The 20877-nt window shown below is 71.5% G+C and carries 16 protein-coding genes; 15 read left to right on the top strand and 1 reads right to left on the bottom strand.

Going from position 1 to position 20877, the window contains the following annotated elements:
- Nucleotides 1-91: 91 nt before the first annotated feature.
- The 5 genes from ABZ622_RS18075 to ABZ622_RS18055 all read left to right on the top strand — a co-directional run bounded on the left by ABZ622_RS18075 (nt 92) and on the right by ABZ622_RS18055 (nt 6789).
- Complete coding sequence (locus tag ABZ622_RS18075; protein WP_360544169.1) at nt 92-739, top strand: sigma-70 family RNA polymerase sigma factor; 648 nt, start codon at nt 92-94, stop codon at nt 737-739.
- Entirely contained in the window at nt 736-1644 is a 909-nt protein-coding gene (locus ABZ622_RS18070) for a zf-HC2 domain-containing protein (protein ID WP_360544167.1), read from the top strand. The genes ABZ622_RS18075 and ABZ622_RS18070 overlap by 4 nt, the downstream gene beginning before the upstream one ends.
- A gap of 104 nt (nt 1645-1748) precedes the next feature.
- A complete protein-coding gene (locus ABZ622_RS18065) occupies nt 1749-4139 on the top strand; it encodes a UvrD-helicase domain-containing protein (protein WP_360544165.1) in 2391 nt (796 codons plus the stop codon).
- A gap of 456 nt (nt 4140-4595) precedes the next feature.
- A complete protein-coding gene (locus ABZ622_RS18060) occupies nt 4596-6032 on the top strand; it encodes an NAD-dependent malic enzyme (RefSeq protein WP_360544163.1) in 1437 nt (478 codons plus the stop codon).
- A gap of 475 nt (nt 6033-6507) precedes the next feature.
- On the top strand, nt 6508-6789 hold the full coding sequence (locus tag ABZ622_RS18055) for an HU family DNA-binding protein (protein WP_003968811.1): 282 nt from the start codon (nt 6508-6510) through the stop codon (nt 6787-6789).
- Between the two features lie 205 nt (nt 6790-6994).
- Here the strand turns inward: ABZ622_RS18055 and murA are convergent, their stop codons facing one another.
- A complete protein-coding gene (gene murA / locus ABZ622_RS18050) occupies nt 6995-8335 on the bottom strand; it encodes a UDP-N-acetylglucosamine 1-carboxyvinyltransferase (RefSeq protein WP_124723249.1) in 1341 nt (446 codons plus the stop codon).
- A gap of 276 nt (nt 8336-8611) precedes the next feature.
- On the opposite strand from murA, the gene ABZ622_RS18045 reads away from it, so the two are divergent.
- The 10 genes from ABZ622_RS18045 to ABZ622_RS18000 all read left to right on the top strand — a co-directional run bounded on the left by ABZ622_RS18045 (nt 8612) and on the right by ABZ622_RS18000 (nt 20851).
- On the top strand, nt 8612-9172 hold the full coding sequence (locus ABZ622_RS18045; protein ID WP_266915542.1) for a YqgE/AlgH family protein: 561 nt from the start codon (nt 8612-8614) through the stop codon (nt 9170-9172).
- Nucleotides 9173-9202: 30 nt separating this feature from the next.
- Complete coding sequence (locus ABZ622_RS18040; protein WP_072484142.1) at nt 9203-9496, top strand: DUF3039 domain-containing protein; 294 nt, start codon at nt 9203-9205, stop codon at nt 9494-9496.
- A gap of 223 nt (nt 9497-9719) precedes the next feature.
- Complete coding sequence (locus ABZ622_RS18035; RefSeq protein ID WP_360544160.1) at nt 9720-11024, top strand: extracellular solute-binding protein; 1305 nt, start codon at nt 9720-9722, stop codon at nt 11022-11024.
- A 2-nt stretch (nt 11025-11026) separates the two neighbouring features.
- Nucleotides 11027-12001, top strand: a complete 975-nt coding sequence (locus ABZ622_RS18030) for a sugar ABC transporter permease (RefSeq protein WP_360544158.1) — start codon at nt 11027-11029, stop codon at nt 11999-12001.
- A complete protein-coding gene (locus ABZ622_RS18025) occupies nt 11998-12846 on the top strand; it encodes a carbohydrate ABC transporter permease (protein WP_360544156.1) in 849 nt (282 codons plus the stop codon). Before ABZ622_RS18030 ends, ABZ622_RS18025 begins: the two co-directional genes overlap by 4 nt.
- 4 nt (nt 12847-12850) lie before the next feature.
- Nucleotides 12851-14566: a beta-N-acetylhexosaminidase gene (locus tag ABZ622_RS18020; RefSeq protein ID WP_360544154.1), complete on the top strand. Its 1716-nt coding sequence runs from the start codon at nt 12851-12853 to the stop codon at nt 14564-14566.
- A 336-nt stretch (nt 14567-14902) separates the two neighbouring features.
- Entirely contained in the window at nt 14903-15796 is an 894-nt protein-coding gene (locus ABZ622_RS18015; protein ID WP_124723254.1) for an FAD binding domain-containing protein, read from the top strand.
- Nucleotides 15793-17823, top strand: coding sequence for a 2Fe-2S iron-sulfur cluster-binding protein (locus tag ABZ622_RS18010; protein WP_360544152.1), 2031 nt, complete (start codon nt 15793-15795; stop codon nt 17821-17823). The genes ABZ622_RS18015 and ABZ622_RS18010 overlap by 4 nt, the downstream gene beginning before the upstream one ends.
- Nucleotides 17820-20171, top strand: a complete 2352-nt coding sequence (locus tag ABZ622_RS18005; protein WP_360544150.1) for a xanthine dehydrogenase family protein molybdopterin-binding subunit — start codon at nt 17820-17822, stop codon at nt 20169-20171. The genes ABZ622_RS18010 and ABZ622_RS18005 overlap by 4 nt, the downstream gene beginning before the upstream one ends.
- A gap of 134 nt (nt 20172-20305) precedes the next feature.
- Nucleotides 20306-20851 carry a hypothetical protein gene (locus ABZ622_RS18000; protein ID WP_360544148.1) on the top strand — a complete coding sequence of 182 codons (546 nt, stop codon included), beginning with the start codon at nt 20306-20308 and terminating at the stop codon, nt 20849-20851.
- Nucleotides 20852-20877 lie beyond the last annotated feature (26 nt).

The raw sequence follows: 20877 nt of genomic DNA, 5'->3' as shown, positions 1-20877 counted from the left end.
AAAGAATCCTCGGCCGGTTTGAACGGATCGCGGCCCGGCCCCGTATTCGATGACCTAGGAGCTCCACAGGGTCTCGACCGGGAGGGTTCGGGTGCGCAAGGATGCGGCCGTGGCCGGTGATCGTCCGCACGGGGCCTGGCATCGCGGCGAGCAGCCACCGCCACCCGCCCCGCCCCCACACGCCTCCGCGTCCTCCGCCACGTCCTCGCCCCCCTCCTCGTCGCCTTCCGCCGTCCCGGACGAGGAGCTGATGCGGGCGCTCTACCGCGAGCATGCCGGGCCCTTGTTCGCGTACGTGCTCCGCCTGGTCGCCGGTGACCGGCAGCGCGCCGAGGACGTGGTGCAGGAGACGCTCATCCGGGCCTGGAAGAACGCCGGGCGGCTGGGCGGCGCGACCGGATCGGTCCGGCCCTGGCTGGTGACGGTCGCCCGGCGCATCGTCATCGACGGTCACCGCAGCAGACAGGCCCGGCCGCCCGAGGTCGATCCGTCGCCGCTGGAGGCAGTGCCCGCGGAGGACGAGATGGAGAAGGCGCTGTGGCTGATGACGCTGTCCGAGGCGCTCGACGATCTGACCACCGCGCACCGGGAGGCCCTGGTCGAGACCTACTTCAAGGGCCGCACGGTCAGCGAGGCGGCCGAGGTACTGGGCATTCCGAGCGGGACGGTACGGTCGCGGGTCTTCTACGCACTGCGCTCCATGAAGCTCGCACTGGAGGAGAGGGGGATCACGGCATGAACGACGACCACGAGTGGGAGCCCTTCGGACTCAGGCCGACCGGCCCCCGTAGTCCCTCTACCCCCTCCAGCCCCCGTAGTCCCTTCGCCCCCTCCAGCCCCTCCGGCCCCCGCACCCCCGTCGACCCGGCCGGGCACGACGCCGCCGGCGCGTACCTCCTCGGTGTTCTCGACGACACCGAGGCGTCCGCCTTCGAGGCGCACCTGGCCGGCTGCGACCTGTGCGCCGCCCGGCTCGACGAGCTCGCCGGCCTGGAACCCGTGCTCGCGCGGGTCTCCGAGTCCCCCGGTGCGCCCGCCGTCCGGTACGTACCGGGGCAGCCCCGCCCCCACGTGCTGGAGCGGCTGGTCGACGAGGTGACGGCCGGGCGGGCCCGGCGCAGGCGCCGCGCCGTGTTCCTGGTGGCGGCAGCGGTGGCGCTGATCATCGGCGGCCCGGTGGTCGCGGTCCTGGCGGGCGGCGACGACGGCCCGACGACGCGGGCGGCCGAACCGTACCCCACCGACCCCGTGGCCCCCACCGGCTCCACCGGCTCCACCGGCCCCGCCGAGGGCGTCGCCTTCCGCCGCATGCCCGAGAAGGTACGGGCCACCGACCCCCGCACCCGGGTCTCCGCCACCGTCGGCATGGCGGAGAGGCCCTGGGGCACCAGCACCGTGCTGGAGCTCAGAAACGTGACGGGTCCGCAGAAATGCCGCCTGGTCGCGGTGTCGAGGACCGGCGAGGAGGAGGTCGTCACCTCCTGGTCCGTACCGGAGTGGGGATACGGCATCGAGGACTCCCCGTACCCGGGCGCGGAATACCCGCTCTATGTCTCCGGCGGCGCGGCCATGGGACGGGGCGACATCGACCATTTCGAGGTGCGTACGTTCGACGGCAGGCGGCTGGTCGAGGTCGATGCCTGACCGAGACCCCCGGCAGACCATTTCGAGACGCGTGGCAGGTGCGCGGCGGGTCACCCTTCGCATAAGGTTGACGGCTGCCCAATGCACGTCAGAAGGGGGCCTCGGTGGCCGCGCAGGATGCCGCTGTCGATTCGTTGCGGGACCGGGAAATCGGTGTCGAGCAGGAACATCTCGACCGTGTTTATCACCGCCTTGAGGAGAAGATCCACGAGGCGGAATTTCTCATGAATGACGCCGTCAAGCGCGGCCAGGTGGGTACCCCGGGGGCGCTCGCCGAGCGCGACGCCCAGGTGTTCCGGGCCGGAATCCACCTCAACCGGCTGAACAGCGAGTTCGAGGACTTCCTCTTCGGGAGGATCGACCTGCTGCTCGGCAAGGACGGCGTACGCGGCCCGGACGGCGCGTACACCTCCGTCGAACCGGCGGAGGACGCGGTACGCGAGGACAGTTCGGCCGAGATCGCGGAGACGCTGCACATCGGCCGGATCGGGGTCCTCGACTCCGACTACGCGCCGCTGGTCATCGACTGGCGCGCGCCGGCCGCCGCACCGTTCTACCGGTCGACGCCGAAGGAGCCCGGCAGGGTCGTACGCCGCCGAGTCATCCGCTCCAAGGGCCGCAAGGTCCTCGGGGTCGAGGACGACCTGATGCGCCCCGAGCTGACCGCGTACCTGGACGGCGCCGGGCTGCCGGTGATCGGCGACGGCGCCCTGATGGCGGCGCTCGGCCAGGCCCGCAGCCACACCATGCGGGACATCGTCTCCTCCATCCAGGCCGAACAGGACCTGGTGATCCGGGCTCCCGCCGCTTCGGTCACCGAGGTCTCCGGCGGTCCCGGCACCGGCAAGACGGCCGTCGCCCTGCACCGTGCCGCGTACCTCCTCTACCAGGACCGGCGGCGTTACGCGGGCGGCATCCTCGTCGTATCGCCGACCCCGCTCCTGGTCGCGTACACCGAAGGCGTGCTGCCGTCGCTGGGCGAGGAGGGGCAGGTCGCGATCCGTGCCGTCGGCTCGCTCTCCGACGAGGCGGCCGGCGTCGAGGGCGCCACCACCTACGACGACCCCGCCGTCGCCCGGATCAAGGGCTCTTCGCGGATGCTCCAGGTGCTGCGCAGGGCATCCCGGGGCGCACTGGAACAGCCCGGCACCTCCCGCAGGGCCGCGGCGGACCGGGACGGCCAGCTGTCCTTCGGCGACGGGGACGCGGAGTCCGACACCGCCCCGGCCACCCCCACCCGGCTGCGGGTCGTCGCGTTCGGCGCCCGCGTCGAGCTGAACGCCGACGAGCTCCACCGCATCCGGCAGTCCGTCCTCGGCGGCACCGCACCGGTCAACCTGCTGCGCCCGCGCGCCCGCAGACTGCTGCTGGACGCCCTGTGGAACAAGTCCTCGGGCCGGGGCCGCTACACCGACTCCGAACTCGCCGCGGAACTGCGCTCCTCCTTCGACGAGGACGTCTCCACCGAGACGGACTTCCTCGACTTCCTGAACGCCTGGTGGCCCGAGCTGACCCCGCGCGGGGTGCTCGCCACGATGGCCGACGAGAAGCGGCTCGGCCGCTGGGCCCGCCGGGTCCTCAACCAGGGCGAGGTGCGCCGTTTCGCCCGCTCCCTGAAGCGGCTCGACAGCGCGGGGAACGGGCCGCTGTCCGTGCACGACGTGGCCATCCTCGACGAGCTCCACACGCTGCTGGGCACACCGCACCGGCCGAAGAAGAAGCGCGAGCTCGACCCGCTGGACCAGCTCTCCGGGCTGGAGGAACTGATGCCGCAGCGCGAGGAGACCCAGCGCGAGCGGGCCGAGCGGCTGGCGGCGGAGCGTACGGAGTACGCGCACGTCATCGTCGACGAGGCGCAGGACCTGACGCCCATGCAGTGGCGGATGGTCGGCCGCCGCGGCAGGCACGCCACCTGGACGATCGTCGGCGACCCGGCGCAGTCCTCCTGGTCCGATCCGGACGAGGCCGCCCGCGCGCGCGACGAGGCGCTGGGCAACCGGCCGCGCCGCCGCTTCACCCTCACGGTCAACTACCGCAACCCGGCGGAGATCGCCGAGCTGGCCTCCAAGATCCTGGCGCTGGCGATGCCCGGAATGGAGTCACCGGCCGCAGTCCGCTCCACCGGGGTGAAGCCGCGCTTCGAGACCGTGCGGGACGGCGATCTGGCCGCCTCGGTGCGTGAGGAGGCGCGGCGGCTGCTCGGCGAGGTCGACGGCACGGTGGGCGTGGTCGTCGCGATGAACCGCCGGGCACAGGCCCGCGCCTGGCTCGCCGAGCTGGGCGAGCGGGTGGTGGCGCTGGGCAGCCTGGAGGCGAAGGGCCTGGAGTACGACGCCACGGTGGTCGTCTCGCCCGCGGAGATCGCGGACGAGTCCCCGGCGGGCCTGCGGGTGCTGTACGTGGCGTTGACGCGTGCGACGCAGCAGCTCACGGTGGTGTCGGGGGAGCGGGACCTGCCGGACGAGGACGGTGTTCCGGACCTGCTGAGGGACTGATCGACTGTTTTTCGGGTCAACCTGTGCTGTGGGGAATCACTTCTTCGGGGTCTTTGTTAGCCTGGTGTCGGCACCGGCTCGATCCAAGCCCCCGGGCCCAACCTTCGTCGCTACGAGCGACCACTTGCCGCGAGGCGAGCATGGCGGGTCGGTGCCGCTTGACCCAGAAGACAGACCCGCGTCACCTCCAGGTGGCGCGGGTCTGTTCTTGTTTACGGAGCCGGCTTCACGGAGCCTGCCGGATCGCAGCGGAGTCGGCCGGATCGCAGCGGATCCGGCCGGAGCCGGCTCGGGGCTTCCGCTGAAGCCCTCATATCTCGTATGGTGGAAACTACTTTCCGAAGAGTGGCAGTCATTACCGGCTACCGGCTAGTAGGTGCGACGATCGGGAAGCGTGTCCGAGGCGAGCGCCCCGGTCGCGCGGCAAAGAAGCTAAGGAAAGCGAAGGACTCGGCCATGGCAACGGCGCCCAGCGTCTCGTACTCGATGACGGTCAGGCTGGAGGTGCCCGCGAGCGGCACAGCGGTCTCCCAGCTCACCACGGCCGTGGAGTCCTCCGGCGGTTCGGTCACCGGCCTCGACGTGACCGCCTCCGGTCACGAGAAGCTCCGGATCGACGTCACCATCGCGGCCACCTCCACCTCGCACGCCGACGAGATCGTCGAGGGCCTGCGCGGCATCGAGGGCGTCGTCCTCGGCAAGGTCTCCGACCGTACGTTCCTGATGCACCTCGGCGGCAAGATCGAGATGGCGTCCAAGCACCCCATCCGCAACCGTGACGACCTCTCGATGATCTACACCCCGGGCGTGGCCCGGGTCTGCATGGCGATCGCCGAGAACCCCGAGGACGCCCGCCGCCTCACCATCAAGCGCAACACCGTTGCGGTCGTGACCGACGGCTCCGCCGTGCTCGGCCTCGGCAACATCGGCCCGATGGCCGCCATGCCGGTCATGGAGGGCAAGGCGGCCCTCTTCAAGCGGTTCGCCGACATCGATGCCTGGCCGATCTGCCTGGACACCCAGAACACCGACGAGATCGTCGCCATCGTCCGTGCGATCGCCCCCGGCTTCGCGGGCATCAACCTGGAGGACATCTCCGCACCCCGCTGCTTCGAGATCGAGGCGCGGCTGCGCGAGGCCCTGGACATCCCGGTCTTCCACGACGACCAGCACGGCACCGCGATCGTCGTGCTGGCCGCGCTGACCAACGCGCTCCGCGTGGTGGGCAAGGGGATCGGGGACGTACGCGTCGTCATGTCCGGCGCCGGAGCGGCCGGTACGGCCATCCTGAAGCTCCTCATCGCCGCGGGCGTCAAGCACGCCGTCGTCGCCGACATCCACGGCGTGGTGCACGCCGGCCGCGAGGACCTCGTCTCCGCCGAGGCCGACTCGCCGCTGCGCTGGATCGCCGACAACACCAACCCGGAGTCCGTCACCGGCACCCTCAAGCAGGCGGTCGTGGGCGCCGACGTCTTCATCGGCGTCTCCGCCCCGAACGTGCTGGACGGCGACGACGTCGCGGCCATGGCCGAGGGTGCGATCGTGTTCGCGCTCGCGAACCCGGACCCCGAGGTCGACCCGGCAATCGCTCGCCAGACGGCGGCAGTTGTCGCCACCGGGCGCTCCGACTTCCCGAACCAGATCAACAACGTGCTGGTCTTCCCGGGTGTCTTCCGCGGTCTGCTGGACGCCCAGTCCCGCACCGTCAACACGGAGATGATGCTCGCCGCGGCGGGCGCCCTCGCCGACGTGGTCGCCGAGGACGAGCTGAACGCGAACTACATCATCCCGTCGGTCTTCAACGACCGGGTCGCGGGCGCGGTCGCCGGAGCCGTCCGGGACGCCGCGAAGGCGGCCGCCGGCACCGGCCCGGCCGCGGGCGACCTCGGCTGACCCCGTATCCTCCGGCACGACCCGGCACGACCCGGCACGACCCGGCACGACCCGGCACGACCCGGCACGACCCGGCACGACCCGGCACGACCCGGCACGACCCCCGCCGATGCCGGCCGCGCCCGCGGTGCCCCACGCCGGTCCGGCTCACGTCGGCCCGGCCTACGGCGCGTCGCGGGTCGCGACGCCCCAAACGCCCCTTTAGGGTGGGCGGGCGGCGCGTCCCGCCGAGCCCCGCATTCGCTGCGGAACGCTTTCGGGGAGTCGACGGAACGTCACCACGAAGAGGCCGTGGCGCTTTTCGTGGTGACTCCGGAGGGTGCCGGATTGGCGTTACCGCCGCAGGTGGGGGCAGGATGCGTAATCGGGCGCGAGGGTCTGAAGACAGACCCGGGTCCGGGGACTGTCCGAGGGCCCTGGCAGCATCGGCTTCGATCTCACGCCTCACAGGCAAGAAGAACACGGGAGTAACAACATGAACCGCAGTGAGCTGGTGGCCGCCCTGGCCGACCGCGCCGAGGTGACTCGCAAGGACGCCGACGCCGTTCTGGCCGCCCTCGCCGAGACCGTCGGTGAGATCGTCGCCAAGGGCGACGAGAAGGTCACCATCCCCGGCTTCCTGACCTTCGAGCGCACCCACCGTGCCGCTCGCACCGCTCGTAACCCGCAGACCGGCGACCCGATCAACATCCCGGCCGGCTACAGCGTGAAGGTCTCCGCGGGCTCCAAGCTCAAGGAAGCCGCCAAGGGCAAGTAAGCCCCACAGGCACGACGAAGGGCGGTCACCCCACCAGGGTGACCGCCCTTCGGTGTACCGGCCCGAGAGGCCCCGTTCTGGGCCTCTGTGGCCCGGTATCGAGCCCCCGGGCCCCGGCCGGCGAGGAACAGGGGGGCCGGAAACGAGGAACGGGGGCCCGGGGCAGCGCCCCGAACCCCCGTCAGCAGCCGTCCGGCGCGCGGTCTCAGACCAGCGCCCCGCCCGGCAGCTCGACCTTCGCGCCCAGCTTCTCCAGCTTGTCCATGAAGTTCTCGTAGCCGCGGTTGATCAGGTCGATGCCGTGCACCCGCGAGGTGCCCTGCGCCGCCAGTGCGGCGATCAGGTACGAGAACCCGCCGCGCAGGTCCGGGATGACCAGGTCCGCGCCCTGCAGCCGGGTCGGCCCGGACACGACCGCCGAGTGCAGGAAGTTGCGCTGGCCGAAGCGGCAGTCGGAGCCGCCCAGGCACTCGCGGTAGAGCTGGATGTGCGCGCCCATCTGGTTGAGCGCGGAGGTGAAGCCGAGCCGGGACTCGTACACCGTCTCGTGGACGATGGACAGGCCCGTGGCCTGCGTCAGGGCCACCACCAGCGGCTGCTGCCAGTCGGTCTGGAAGCCGGGGTGCACGTCCGTCTCCAGGGCGATGGCGTTCAGCGCGCCGCCCGGGTGCCAGAAGCGGATGCCCTCGTCGTCGATCTCGAAGGCGCCGCCGACCCGGCGGAACGTGTTGAGGAACGTCATCATCGAGCGCTGCTGTGCGCCCCGTACGTAGATGTTGCCCTCGGTGGCCAGCGCCGCGGACGCCCAGGAGGCCGCCTCCAGGCGGTCCGGGATGGCCCGGTGGGTGTAACCGTCCAGCCGGTCGACACCGGTGATCCGGATCGTCCGGTCGGTGTCCATCGAGATGATCGCGCCCATCTTCTGCAGTACGCAGATGAGGTCCTCGATCTCCGGCTCCACGGCCGCGTTGGACAGCTCGGTGACGCCCTCGGCCAGCACGGCCGTCAGCAGTACCTGCTCGGTGGAGCCCACCGACGGGTACGGCAGCCGGATCTTCGTGCCGCGCAGCCGCTGCGGGGCCTCCAGGTACTGCCCGTCCGCCCGCTTCTCGATGGTCGCGCCGAACTGCCGCAGCACGTCGAAGTGGAAGTCGATCGGCCGGCCGCCGATGTCGCAGCCGCCGAGCCCCGGGATGAACGCGTGGCCGAGCCGGTGCAGCAGCGGGCCGCAGAACAGGATCGGGATGCGCGAGGAGCCCGCGTGGGCGTCGATGTCGGCGACGTTGGCGCTCTCCACATGGGTCGGGTCCAGGATCAGCTCACCCGGTTCGTCACCGGGCCGGACCGTCACGCCGTGCAGCTGGAGCAGCCCCCGGACCACCCGCACGTCGCGGATGTCGGGCACGTTGCGCAGCCGGCTGGGCCCGCTGCCGAGCAGCGCGGCGACCATCGCCTTCGGCACCAGGTTCTTGGCGCCTCTGACGCGGATCTCGCCCTCCAGCGGGGTTCCGCCGTGGACAAGCAGGACATCGTCTGTGCCGGTCATGAATCTCGCGTTCCGGAGTGGTCGGGCAGGGGGCCAAACGAAAGAGTAATGGCCGACCACCCCCATTCCGTAAGAGAACCGGGGGTGTACGAACGTCATGAATCCGCCACAACACGCTCTGCTCCCCGGGTCTTGCGGAGGGTTACCGTCCGCAAGGCCCTCCGGATCGCGCGCTCCCTGTGCATCCGTGCGCCCTGAGCTGCGCTCCGGCCCGGCCGGTGACCGGGCGGCCCACTTGGTCCCCGCGGCGGGTGAAGATGCGGGATCATTTCTGCCATGACCGAGGTGTCCTCGCTCACAGGGCGACTGCTCGTGGCCACACCCGCGCTCGCGGACCCGAATTTCGACCGCGCGGTGGTGCTCCTTCTCGACCACGACGAGGAGGGCTCACTCGGCGTGGTCCTGAACCGCCCGACCCCGGTCGGTGTCCGTGACATCCTCACGCCCTGGGCCGGCCTGACCGGTGAGCCGGACGTCGTGTTCCAGGGCGGCCCGGTCTCGCTCGACTCGGCGCTCGGCGTGGCCGTGATCCCCGGCGACGAGGGTCCGCTCGGCTGGCGCCGGGTGTACGGGGCGATCGGCCTGGTGGACCTGGAGGCGCCGCCGGAGCTGCTGGCCGCGGCGCTCGGCTCGTTGCGGATCTTCGCCGGGTACGCGGGCTGGGGCCCCGGGCAGCTGGAGACCGAACTGACCGAGGGTGCCTGGTACGTCGTGGAGTCCGAACCCGGGGACGTCTCCTCCCCGCGCCCGGAGCACCTCTGGCGCGCGGTCCTGCGCCGTCAGCGCAGCGAACTGGCGATGATCGCCACGTATCCGGACGACCCTTCGCTGAACTGAAGCTCCGGGCGGTCGGTACCCTTGGCGGTTATGAGCACTCTTGAGCCCGAGCGCGGGGCAGGTACGGGCACCCTCGTAGAGCCGACCCCGCAGGTGTCGAACGGCGACGGCGACCACGAGCGCTACGCCCATTACGTCCAGAAGGACAAGATCATGGCGAGTGCCCTGGAGGGCACCCCCGTGGTCGCGCTGTGCGGGAAGGTCTGGGTGCCGGGGCGCGACCCCAAGAAGTACCCGGTCTGTCCCATGTGCAAGGAGATCTACGAGTCCATGGGCGCCGGTGGCGACAAGGACAAGGGCAAGGGCGGCAAGGACAAGAAGTAGCGAGAAGCGGGCCGGAGCCGTCCGGCGACCATTGCGAGGGCCCCCGGGGCGCGTGTTCGACACGCGCCCCGGGGGCCCTTCGCGTTGTACGGGCTGCTTCGCCGGGTCACAGAGTGGTAGAGACCACTTGTCGGCGTCTGCGTGCGCACCTACTCTCCTGCCAGTTGTGCAGAACGAAACGCCCGTTGCGTATGTTGCAACGCCAATCGGTAGGGGTTCCCGGATGAAACTGTCTGCCCGAATTGCCGCCCCGGCCGCGGCGCTTGTGCTGGCGGGTCTCACCGCCACCGCCTGTGCGCCGCAGACCTCCGACACCGGAGCCAAGGGGGACGAGAAGACCGGCACGCTGCGCGTCTGGCTCTTCCAGGAGGTCGGCAACAAGCCCAAGGAACAGGTCGTCGACGCGGCGGTCGCCGACTTCGAGAAGGCCCACAAGGACGCGAAGGCCGAGGTCGAGTACATACCGGTCGACACCCGCGCCCAGCGCATCAAGGCCGCGTTCAACGACCCCAAGAGCGCCCCGGACCTCATCGAGTACGGCAACACCGACACCGCCGGATACGTCAAGGACGGCGGACTCGCCGACGTGAGCGCCGAGTTCGCCGCCTGGGACGAGGCCAAGGACACCGACCCGACCGCCAAGCAGTCCGTGACGGTCGGCGGCAAGGTCTACGGAGCGCCGCTCTTCGTCGGAGTGCGGGCGCTGTACTACCGCACGGACGTCTTCGAGGAGCTGGGGATCCAGGCCCCCAAGACCCAGGCCGAACTGATCTCCACCGCCAAGAAGATCCACAAGAAGAAGCCGGATCTGTACGGGCTCGCGGTCGGCGGCGCGTACACCTACGGTGCGATGCCGTTCATCTGGGCGGCCGGCGGCGAACTCGCCGACGAGAACGGCGGTACGTACAAGGCGGCCATCAACAGCGACAAGGCCCGCAAGGGCATCGAGGCCTACACCTCGCTCTTCGGCGACGACAACTGCCCGGCCGCCAAGTGCGCGGCCATGGGCGGCAACGCGACCGTCACCGCCTTCGCCTCCGGCAAGGCCGCCATGGCGATCGGCGGCGACTTCAGCCACACGGCCGTCGAGGCCGGATCGGTGAAGGGCAAGTACGCGGTCGTGCCGCTGCCCGGCATCGCCGAGGGCTCCGTCGCCCCCGCGTTCGCGGGCGGGAACAACATCGGCGTACTGAAGAGCAGCCCGCACCGCACCCTCGCCGTCGACCTGATGAAGTCCCTGACCGGCAAGCAGACCCAGGCCAGGATGTTCGACGCGATGGGCTTCCTGCCGACCTACACCGACGTACGGGACGCGGCCGCGAAGAAGGAACCGTTCGTCGAGCCGTTCGTCAAGACCCTCGGCGCGGGCGCCAAGTTCGTCCCGGCCTCGCCGGGCTGGGGCCAGATCGACTCCTCGCTGATCCTGCCGACGATGTTCCAGGAGATCGTCAGCGGCCGTAAGGAGGTGGCCGGGGCCGCGGACGACGCGGCGAAGAAGATGGACGCCGCGTTCGCCGACGCGGGCTGACCATGACCGCGAACAGTACGGCGTACAAAGCGCCCGGCGCGCCCGGAGCAGGCGGCGCCGCCCCGCGTCCGCTCCGGCGCCGCCGCCCGGCCCCGTCCGCGCGCCGCCCCGGCTGGACCCCCTGGCTCTACCTCCTGCCCGCACTCGTCCTGCTCGGCGGACTGCTCGTCTACCCGATCTACCAACTCGGCCTGATCTCCTTCCTGGAGTACACCCAGGCCCAGGTCAGCGGCGGTGAACCGACCACCTTCCAGGGGTTCGGGAACTACGCGGCCCTCTTCGGCGACGGCCAGTTCTGGCAGGTGCTGCTGGCGACCGTGGTCTTCGCCGCCGCCTGCGTACTGGCCACCCTGCTCGTCGGCTGCGCGCTCGCCGTCCTGCTGACCCGGATCCGCGCCCTGCCGCGGCTCGCCCTGATGATGGCCGCGCTCGGCGCCTGGGCGACCCCGGCGATCACCGGGTCCACCGTCTGGGTGTTCCTCTTCGACCCGGACTTCGGCCCGGTCAACCGGGTGCTGGGACTCGGCGACTTCTCCTGGACGTACGGGCGCTACAGCGCCTTCGCCCTGGTGCTGCTGGAAGTCCTGTGGTGCTCGTTCCCGTTCGTGATGGTGACCGTGTACGCGGGCATCCGGGCGATCCCCGCCGAGGTGCTGGAGGCGGCCGCGCTGGACGGCGCCTCGCAGTGGCGGATCTGGCGGTCCGTCATGGCGCCGATGCTGCGGCCGATCCTCGTCGTCGTCACCATCCAGTCGATCATCTGGGACTTCAAGGTCTTCACCCAGATCTACGTCATGACCAACGGCGGCGGCATCGCCGGCCAGAACCTGGTGCTCAACGTGTACGCGTACCAGAAGGCGTTCGCGTCCTCGCAGTACAGCCTCGGCTCGGCGATCGGCGTCGTGATGCTGGTGATCCTGCTGGCCGTCACGCTCGTCTATCTGCGGCTGGTGCGGCGTCAGGGGGAGGAACTGTGAGCGCACGGAGCATGCTGCGCGTCCGCCGGCCCGGCCGGCTGGCCGCCGAGGCCGCGGCCCTGCTGATCGCCGCCGCGGTCGCCTTCCCGCTGTACTGGATGGTGCTCTCCGCGCTCAAACCGGCGGGCGAGATCCAGTCCACCGACCCCCGTCCGTGGACGCTGTCGCCGTCCCTGGACTCGTTCCGCCTGGTCTTCGAGCAGAACGACTTCGGGCGGTACTTCCTCAACAGCCTGCTCGTCGCCGGCACGGTCGTCATCGCCTCCGCGCTGATCGCCTTCCTGGCGGCGACGGCCGTGACCCGGTTCAGGTTCCGCTTCCGGACCACGCTGCTGATCATGTTCCTGGTCGCGCAGATGGTGCCGGTCGAGGCGCTGACCATCCCGCTGTTCTTCCTGATGCGGGACTTCGGCCAGCTGAACACGCTCGGTTCGCTGATCCTGCCGCACCTGGCCTTCTCGCTGCCGTTCGCGATCTGGATGCTGCGCGGCTTCGTCAAGGCCGTCCCGGAGGCACTGGAGGAGGCCGCCTACATGGACGGTGCGAGCCGCACCCGCTTCCTGTGGCAGATCCTCTTCCCGCTGGTCTTCCCCGGCCTGGTGGCGACCAGCGTCTTCTCGTTCATCTCCACCTGGAACGACTTCCTGTTCGCGAAGTCGTTCATCATCAGCGACACCTCCCAGTCGACGCTCCCCATGGCGCTGCTGGTCTTCTTCAAACCCGATGAGAACGACTGGGGAGGGATCATGGCAGCCTCGACGGTGATGACCATTCCCGTTCTGGTCTTCTTCGTACTCGTACAGCGCCGCCTGGTCTCGGGACTCGGCGGAGCGGTAAAGGACTGACGCCATGGACATGGACACGGCCCCGACCCCCAACCCGATCTCCGGCCCGGTCCCGGCGTCCGGCCCGGTCCCGGCGCCCGACCTGATCCCGGCGCCCGTGCGCGCCGGTGGTGAAGGGCGCTGCGGCTTCCTGTTCGGACCGTCCACCACCATCACGGCGGCCCCCGGCACGGAGAACACCGAACGCTGGCTGCGCACCACGCTCGGCGCCGCCTTCGGCCTGCCGCTCGCCCCCCGGCCGGCTGCTGAGGGCGGCGAACACGCCACTGACACCGTCCGGCTGGGCATCGACCCGGCGCTGGAACCGGAGGGCTACCGGCTGAGCACCGGCACCGGCACCGGCGTCGAGATCACCGGAGGCAGTCCCGCCGGGGTCTTCTGGGGCGCGCAGACCCTCCGTCAGCTCCTGGGCCCCGAGGCCTTCCGCCGCGCACCCGTCAGCCCCGGCACGCAGCGCGCGATCCCCGTCGCGGACATCGAGGACGCCCCCCGCTTCCCCTGGCGCGGCATGATGCTCGACGTGGCACGGCACTTCCTGCCCAAGGACGACGTGCTGCGCTATCTCGACCTCCTCGCCGCGCACAAGCTGAACGTCTTCCACTTCCACCTCACCGACGACCAGGGCTGGCGCATCGAGATCAAGCGCTTCCCCCGGCTCACCGAGGTCGGTTCCTGGCGCTCGCGCACCAAGCACGGCCACCGGGCCTCCGAGCTGTGGGACGAGACCCCGCACGGCGGGTACTACACGCAGGACGACATCCGCGAGATCGTCGCGTACGCCGCCGAGCGGCACATCCGGGTCGTCCCCGAGATCGACATCCCCGGCCACTCGCAGGCCGCCATCGCCGCGTACCCCGAACTGGGCAACGCGGACGTCGTCGACACCACCGCCCTCTCCGTCTGGGACACCTGGGGCATCAACGCGAACGTACTCACCCCCACCGACAACACCCTGCGCTTCTTCGAGGGCGTCCTCGAAGAGGTGCTCGACCTCTTCCCCGCCGCCACCTCGCCGTTCATCCACATCGGCGGCGACGAGTGCCGCAAGGACCAGTGGAAGGAGTCGCCGGTCGCCCAGGCCCGGATCGACGAATTCGGCCTGGCCAACGAGGACGAACTGCAGTCCTGGATCATCCGGCACTTCGACACCTGGCTCACCGCGCGCGGCCGCCGCCTGATCGGCTGGGACGAGATCCTGGAGGGCGGCCTCCCGGCGGGCGCCGCCGTGTCGTCCTGGCGGGGCTACGGCGGAGGCATCGCCGCCGCCGAGGCAGGCCACGATGTCGTCATGTGCCCGGAGCAGCACGTGTACCTGGACCACCGTCAGGACGGCGGCCCCGACGAGCCGATGCCCATCGGCTTCGTCCGCACCCTGGAGGACGTCTACCGCTTCGAGCCCGTACCGGCGGGCCTCTCCGAGGAGGCGGCCCGTCACATCCTGGGCACCCAGGCCAATGTCTGGACCGAGGTGATGCAGAACCGGGCCCGCGTCGACTACCAGGTCTTCCCGCGCCTCGCGGCGTTCGCGGAGGTCGCCTGGTCGCCGCTGCCCGCCTCCGCCGAGCGGGACTTCGCCGCCTTCGAGCACCGAATGACCACGCACTACGCCCGGCTCGACGCCCTCGGCGTCGACTACCGGCCGCCGGCCGGCCCGCTGCCCCGTCAGCAGCGACCCGGAGTGCTGGGACGACCCATCGACGGGGTGCCCCCGAACGTGTGATCCCGGCCGCACCCGGTCGCCGGCCGGCCCACTCCTGAGGAGCGGGCCGGCCGACTGGTTTTTTGTCCGGAACTCGCCCTGCCGGAACGGAACGCGGCACTCGGGCGCCAGAACAGAACAATCACCCACGAGCCATACCGAAGAACTGCAATTCACACTCTGCGCCGAAGCAGGGTGAAACGGGAACATTCCCCTGATCGGGGATGGATACGCCCTTCGCGGACCCTCGCGTCGGTCCGATCCGAAGATGTGCCAGAGTTGCCACGTCCAGGCTTTGAGCACGTACCGTACGGCGAAACAGCCGGACAGCCGGGACACCGGGAAGGGGCAGCTGGGTTGACCACGCACGCACCGCAGGCGACGCAGTCCGTGACGCTGCCGGCCTCGCTCGACGAGGCCGTGGCGGCGCTCGGAGCCATGCCTGCCGCCGTTCCCGTGGCGGGCGGAACAGACCTGATGTCGGCCGTCAACAAGGGGCTGCTGCGCCCCTCGGGCCTGGTCGGCCTCGGCCGGATCAGCGAACTGCGCGGCTGGCACTACCAGGACGGCCACGCCCTGCTCGGCGCCGGCCTCACCCACGCACGCATGGGACGGCCCGACTTCGCGGCCCTGATCCCCGCACTGGCCGCGTCGGCACGCGCGGCCGGACCGCCCCAGATCCGTAACGCCGGAACGCTCGGCGGCAACATCGCCACCGCGGCCCCGACCGGCGACGCCCTGCCGGTGCTCGCCGCGCTGGAGGCCGAGCTGGTCATCGCGGGTCCGGGCGGCGCCCGGCGCGAGATCCCGGTCTCGCACCTGCTGGCCGGCCGCGACATGCTCGAACCCGCCGAACTCATCGGCTTCGTCCGGGTACCGCTGCTGCACGCCCCCCAGGTCTTCCTGAAGGCCACCGGCCGCACCGGCCCCGGCCGCGCCACCGCGTCCGTCGCGATCGTCCTCGACCCGGCCCGGCGCGGGGTGCGCTGCGCGGTCGGCGCCATCGCGCCGATGCCGCTGCGGCCGCTGGAGGCCGAACGCTGGATCGCCTCCCTGATCGACTGGGACGGTGAACGGGGCTTGGCCCCCGACGCGCTGGCCGCCTTCGGCGAGTACGTCGCCGCGGCCTGCATCCCGGACCAGCCACCGTCCGACGGGGGCGAGGCGGTACCGCTGCCCCCCGCCGTACTGCACCTGCGGCGGACCGTCGCCGCGCTGGCCCGACGAGCGCTGGGGAGGGCACTGTCGTGAGCAACGAGGACCACAACGATCAGCACGATCAGCACGGGCAGCAGGAGCACCTGCGGCACGGGGGCTGGCAGCCGACACCGCAGGGCGGCGAGTACGACGCGGAGGCTACCGCCTTCGTCCATCTGCCGCCGGAGGACCTGGCGGACATCCCGCTGGCCGCGCCCGGCCACGGATACGTGCCGCCGATGATCGTGCCGCTGACCCCGGCGGCCGGGCTCGACCCGTCGGCCACGGGCAGCTGGATCGTGCAGACGCAGAGTCAGCAGGAGCGGGGTACGGGGGCGGAGCAGCAGGCCCCCGGGGCGGTGCACTGGCCGGACCCGAACCAGCAGCAGGGCCCGAACTATCAGCAGGCCCCGAACCATCAGCAGGGCCCGTACGACTACGACTACGAGTACCCGCAGCAGGCGCCCCAGGCCCCGCACGCGCCGCAGAGCCCGCAGACCCCGCACGATCCGTACGCGCAGGAGCAGTACCGGGAGACCCCGGCGGCCACGGGCCAGTGGAACTTCACCGAGTCCACGGAGTACGGCATCCACACGGGCCGGGCGGGGCAGCAGGGTCTCGCCGACCCCGCCGCTCCCGTCGACCACACCGGGCAGCACGGTGGCCACACCGACCCCACGGGTCACACCGGCCACACCGGCCAGTGGACGATTCCGGTGGCGGATGGCGATATCCCGGAGGAGTCGGGCGAGTTCGCGGCCTCGGCCCTGGCCGCCCAGTGGTACGGGGACCGGACCCCGCCGGCCACGCTGCCGGGCGGCGCGCCCGCACCGTGGGCGACGCAGGAACCGGTCCAGGAGCAGGCCCCGGAGCCCGTCGCGGAGCCCGCGACCGCGCCCGTGCCCGAGGCCGGGGCGGACCTCGCGGCCGATCCCGCACTCCTGACGGACAGGGAGCCGGAGTACACGCCGGGAGCCGAGTCCGAGCAGGCCCAGGCCCAGGTACAGGCACAGGTCGAGGCGTCGTCCGTAACGTACGAGGACACCCCGCACGCCCCCGAGGCGGTACCGGCCGTGGCGGCCGAGGCCGTCCCCGTACCGGATGGTGCCGGTGCCCCGCACACCCCGGAAGCGCCCTCCGGAACCGTTGCCGAAGCCGCCTCCGAGCACCCGGCGGAGGACGAACCGCAGCCGGAGCCGAAGCCGGAGCCGGAACCTGAGCCGAAGCCGAAGCCCGAGCTGGATCCCGAGTCCGAGGACCCGCAGACGGCGGCGGCCCCCGAAACCGCGGCACCTCCGGTGCCGGTGACCGCACCTGACGCAGCCCTCCAGGAATCCCAGCAGGCAGATCCTCAGCCGGCCGATCCTCAGCCGGAAGACCCCCAGCAGGCAGACCCCCGGTCGGCAGATCCTCAACCGGCCGATTCCCGGTCGGCCGATCCCGAGCCGGAAGAATCCGGCCCGCCAGGCGTTCCCGACGAACACCCCGCCGCGTCCTACGTCCTGCACGTGAACGGCGCCGACCGCCCCGTCACCGACGCCTGGATCGGCGAGTCGCTCCTCTACGTGCTGCGCGAGCGCCTCGGCCTCGCCGGCGCCAAGGACGGCTGCTCGCAGGGCGAGTGCGGCGCGTGCAACGTCCAGGTGGACGGCCGACTGGTCGCCTCCTGCCTGGTCCCGGCGGCGACCGCGGCGGGCAGCGAGGTCCGTACGGTCGAGGGCCTGGCCGTGGACGGCGAGCCGTCCGACGTCCAGCGCGCGCTGGCCAAGTGCGGCGCCGTCCAGTGCGGCTTCTGCATCCCCGGCATGGCGATGACCGTCCACGACCTGCTGGAGGGCAATCACGCCCCCAGCGAACTGGAGACGCGCCAGGCGCTCTGCGGAAACCTCTGCCGCTGTTCCGGCTACCGCGGCGTCCTCGACGCCGTCAACGAGGTCGTCGCAGGCCGCGAGGCGCCCATCGATCCCGCCTCGTCGGACTCCACGTCCCCGGAGCCCGACGAGGCCCGTATCCCGCACCAGGCGACCCCCGGCGCCGGTGGCGTCCAGCAGCCCCACCCGCAGGACGGAGGCATGGCGTGAGCAACGACGCAGCCACCGCTGCCAACGCGACCAGCACACGGATCACCACCCAGACGGGCACCGACCCGACGGCCGAGGGCCCCGACACCGAGCCGCCCGCGCTCGGCCTCGGCGTCTCGCTGCCCCCCGCCGACGCGCGCGCCAAGACCGAGGGCACCTTCCCGTACGCCGCCGACCTCTGGGCCGAGGGCCTGCTCTGGGCGGCCGTCCTCCGCTCCCCGCACCCGCACGCCCGGATCCTGTCCATCGACACCTCGGCCGCTGTCGGGATGACGGGGGTACGGGCCGTCATCACGCACGAGGAGATCCCGGGGGAGACCGTGTACGGACGCCGGGTCGTCGACCGTCCGGTCTTCGCGTCCGACCTGGTCCGCCACCACGGCGAGCCGATCGCCGCGGTCGCCGCCGACCACCCGGACACGGCCAGGCTCGCCGCCGCGGCCATCGCCGTCGAGTACGAGATCCTGGAACCGGTCACCGACCCGGAGAAGGCCTTCGCCGCCGAACCGCTGCACCCCGACGGCAACCTGATCCGCCACATCCCGCTCCAGTACGGCGACCCCGAGGCCACCGGCGAGGTCGTGGTCGAGGGCCTGTACCGCATCGGCCGCCAGGACCCGGCCCCCATCGGCGCCGAGGCCGGGCTCGCCGTGCCCCGCCCCGACGGTGGCGTGGAGATCTACACCGCCTCCACCGACCCGCACACCGACCGCGATCTCGCCGCCGCCTGCTTCGGCCTCGAACCGGACCGGGTGAAGGTCGTCGTCACGGGTGTCCCCGGCGCCACCGGCGACCGCGAGGAGCCCGGGTTTCAGCTCCCGCTCGGCCTGCTCGCCCTGCGTACCGGCTGCCCGGTCAAGCTGGCAGCCACCCGCGAGGAGTCCTTCCTCGGCCACTCCCACCGGCATCCCACTCTGCTGCGCTACCGCCACCACGCGGACGCCGAAGGCCGGCTGGTGAAGGTCGAGGCGCAGATCCTGCTCGACGCGGGCGCGTACGCCGACTCCTCGTCCGAGTCGCTGGCCGCCGCGGTCGCGTTCGCCTGCGGCCCGTACGTCGTCCCGCACGCCTTCATCGAGGGCTGGGCGGTCCGTACGAACAACCCGCCGTCCGGACACGTCCGGGGCGAGGGCGCGATGCAGGTCTGCGCGGCTTACGAGGGCCAGATGGACAAGCTGGCCGCCAAGCTCGGCATCGACCCGGCCGAACTGCGCCTGCGCAACGCCCTGTCCACCGGCGACATCCTGCCCACCGGCCAGACGGTGACCTGTCCGGCGCCGGTGGCCGAACTCCTGGAATCCGTAAGGGACTTCCCCCTCCCCGCACTTCCCAAGGACTCCCCGGAGGACGACTGGCTGCTCCCCGGCGGCCCCGAGGGCGCGGGCGAACCCGGTGCGGTGCGCCGAGGGGTCGGCTACGCGCTCGGCATGGTCCACATGCTCGGCGCGGAAGGCGCCGACGAGGTCTCCACGGCCACCGTCAGGGTCCACGACGGCATCGCCACGGTCATCTGCGCGGCGGTCGAGACGGGCCAGGGCTTCTCGACCCTCGCCCGCCAGGTCGTCCAGGAGACCCTGGGCATCGAAGAGGTCCACGTCGCGTCCGTCGACACCGACCAGCCCCCGGCGGGGCCGGCCACGCACGGCCGCCACACCTGGGTCTCGGCCGGAGCGGTGGAACGCGCCGCCAAGATGGTCCGCACCCAGCTCCTCCAGCCGCTGGCCCACAAGTTCGGCATGTCCACGGAACTGCTGCAGATCGCCGACGGCAAGATCACCTCGTACGACGGCGTGCTGTCCACGACGGTCACCGAGGCGATGGACGGCAAGGAACTCTGGGCCACCGCCCAGTGCCGCCCCCACCCGACCGAGCCCCTCGACGAATCCGGCCAGGGCGACGCCTTCGTCGGCCTCGCCTTCTGCGCGATCCGCGCCGTGGTGGACGTGGACATCGAGCTCGGCTCCGTCCGGGTCGTGGAGATGGCGATCGCCCAGGACGTCGGCCGGGTCCTCAACCCGTCCCAGCTGGCGACCCGTATCGAGGCCGGCATCACCCAGGGCATCGGCGCCGCCCTCACCGAGAACCTCCGCAGCGCCCGCGGCCTGATCCGCCACCCCGACCTCACCGGCTACGCCCTCCCGACCGCCCTGGACGCCCCCGAGATCCGCATCGTCAAACTCGTCGAGGAACGCGACGTGGTGGCCCCCTTCGGCGCCAAGCCCGCCTCGGCGGTCCCCGTGGTGACGTCCCCGGCAGCAGTGGCCGCCGCCGTACGAGCAGCCACCGGCCGCCCGATCAACCGCCTCCCCATCAGGCCCCAGGCAGCGGTGGCGGCGTCCAACTCCTGAGCCCCGCACGAATGGCGTGATCCGGGTTGCGGACGCAACCCGGAAGTGCGCGGTTTCACCACTGCTCACTAGGGTGAGCAGTGAAGCCGAGGGCCGACGCGCCGATCGGCTGTCGCCGAACGGGGGAGGGCGATGTGGGGCAGAGCGGTCCTGGGGCGGAAACCCCGGCACACCCATGGCACGTCATCGGAGCGGTGGGGGCCGCCGGGGCGGTGTCCCCGGGAGTCGCGGGCGAACTGGTCACCGAGCTCTCGTCGTTCACGAAGTTCCGCGACCGCATCGACGTCCTCCTGCACGACCTCAAGACTTCCCCGGCGGGCCCGGGGAAGGTCGGCGAAGACACGATGGGGCGCGAACGATTCGGCGGCGGCAAGGGCGAGTGGTCGGAGGCGGACGCCCTGCACGGCTCGTACTCCAAGGTCATCAAGGAGCTGGAGGAGCTGTCCCAGCTGCTCTCCGACTCCATCGAGGGCATGAGCATCGCCGTGCTCGGGGCTCATAAGGGCTACGAGAACGTCGACCTGGACATCCGGGGCCGCATGCTCGCGATCCAGGACGGCATGAGCGCCCGCCACAAGGCCGAGCAGGCAGCAGCGGCGAAGCAGGACGACGGGCATTCGGGCCGACCGGAGAGGACGGCGTCTCCGCCGGAGGACACGTCCGGAGGCGCGGGCACGTGACGGGGACTACGGGGACGGAAGAGGCG

Source organism: Streptomyces sp. NPDC007164, from assembly GCF_040634135.1.
GTDB classification, from domain to species: Bacteria; Actinomycetota; Actinomycetes; order Streptomycetales; family Streptomycetaceae; genus Streptomyces; species Streptomyces sanglieri.
Note: the sequence above shows the minus strand (reverse complement) of the source record. Positions and strands in the feature narration are given on the sequence as shown.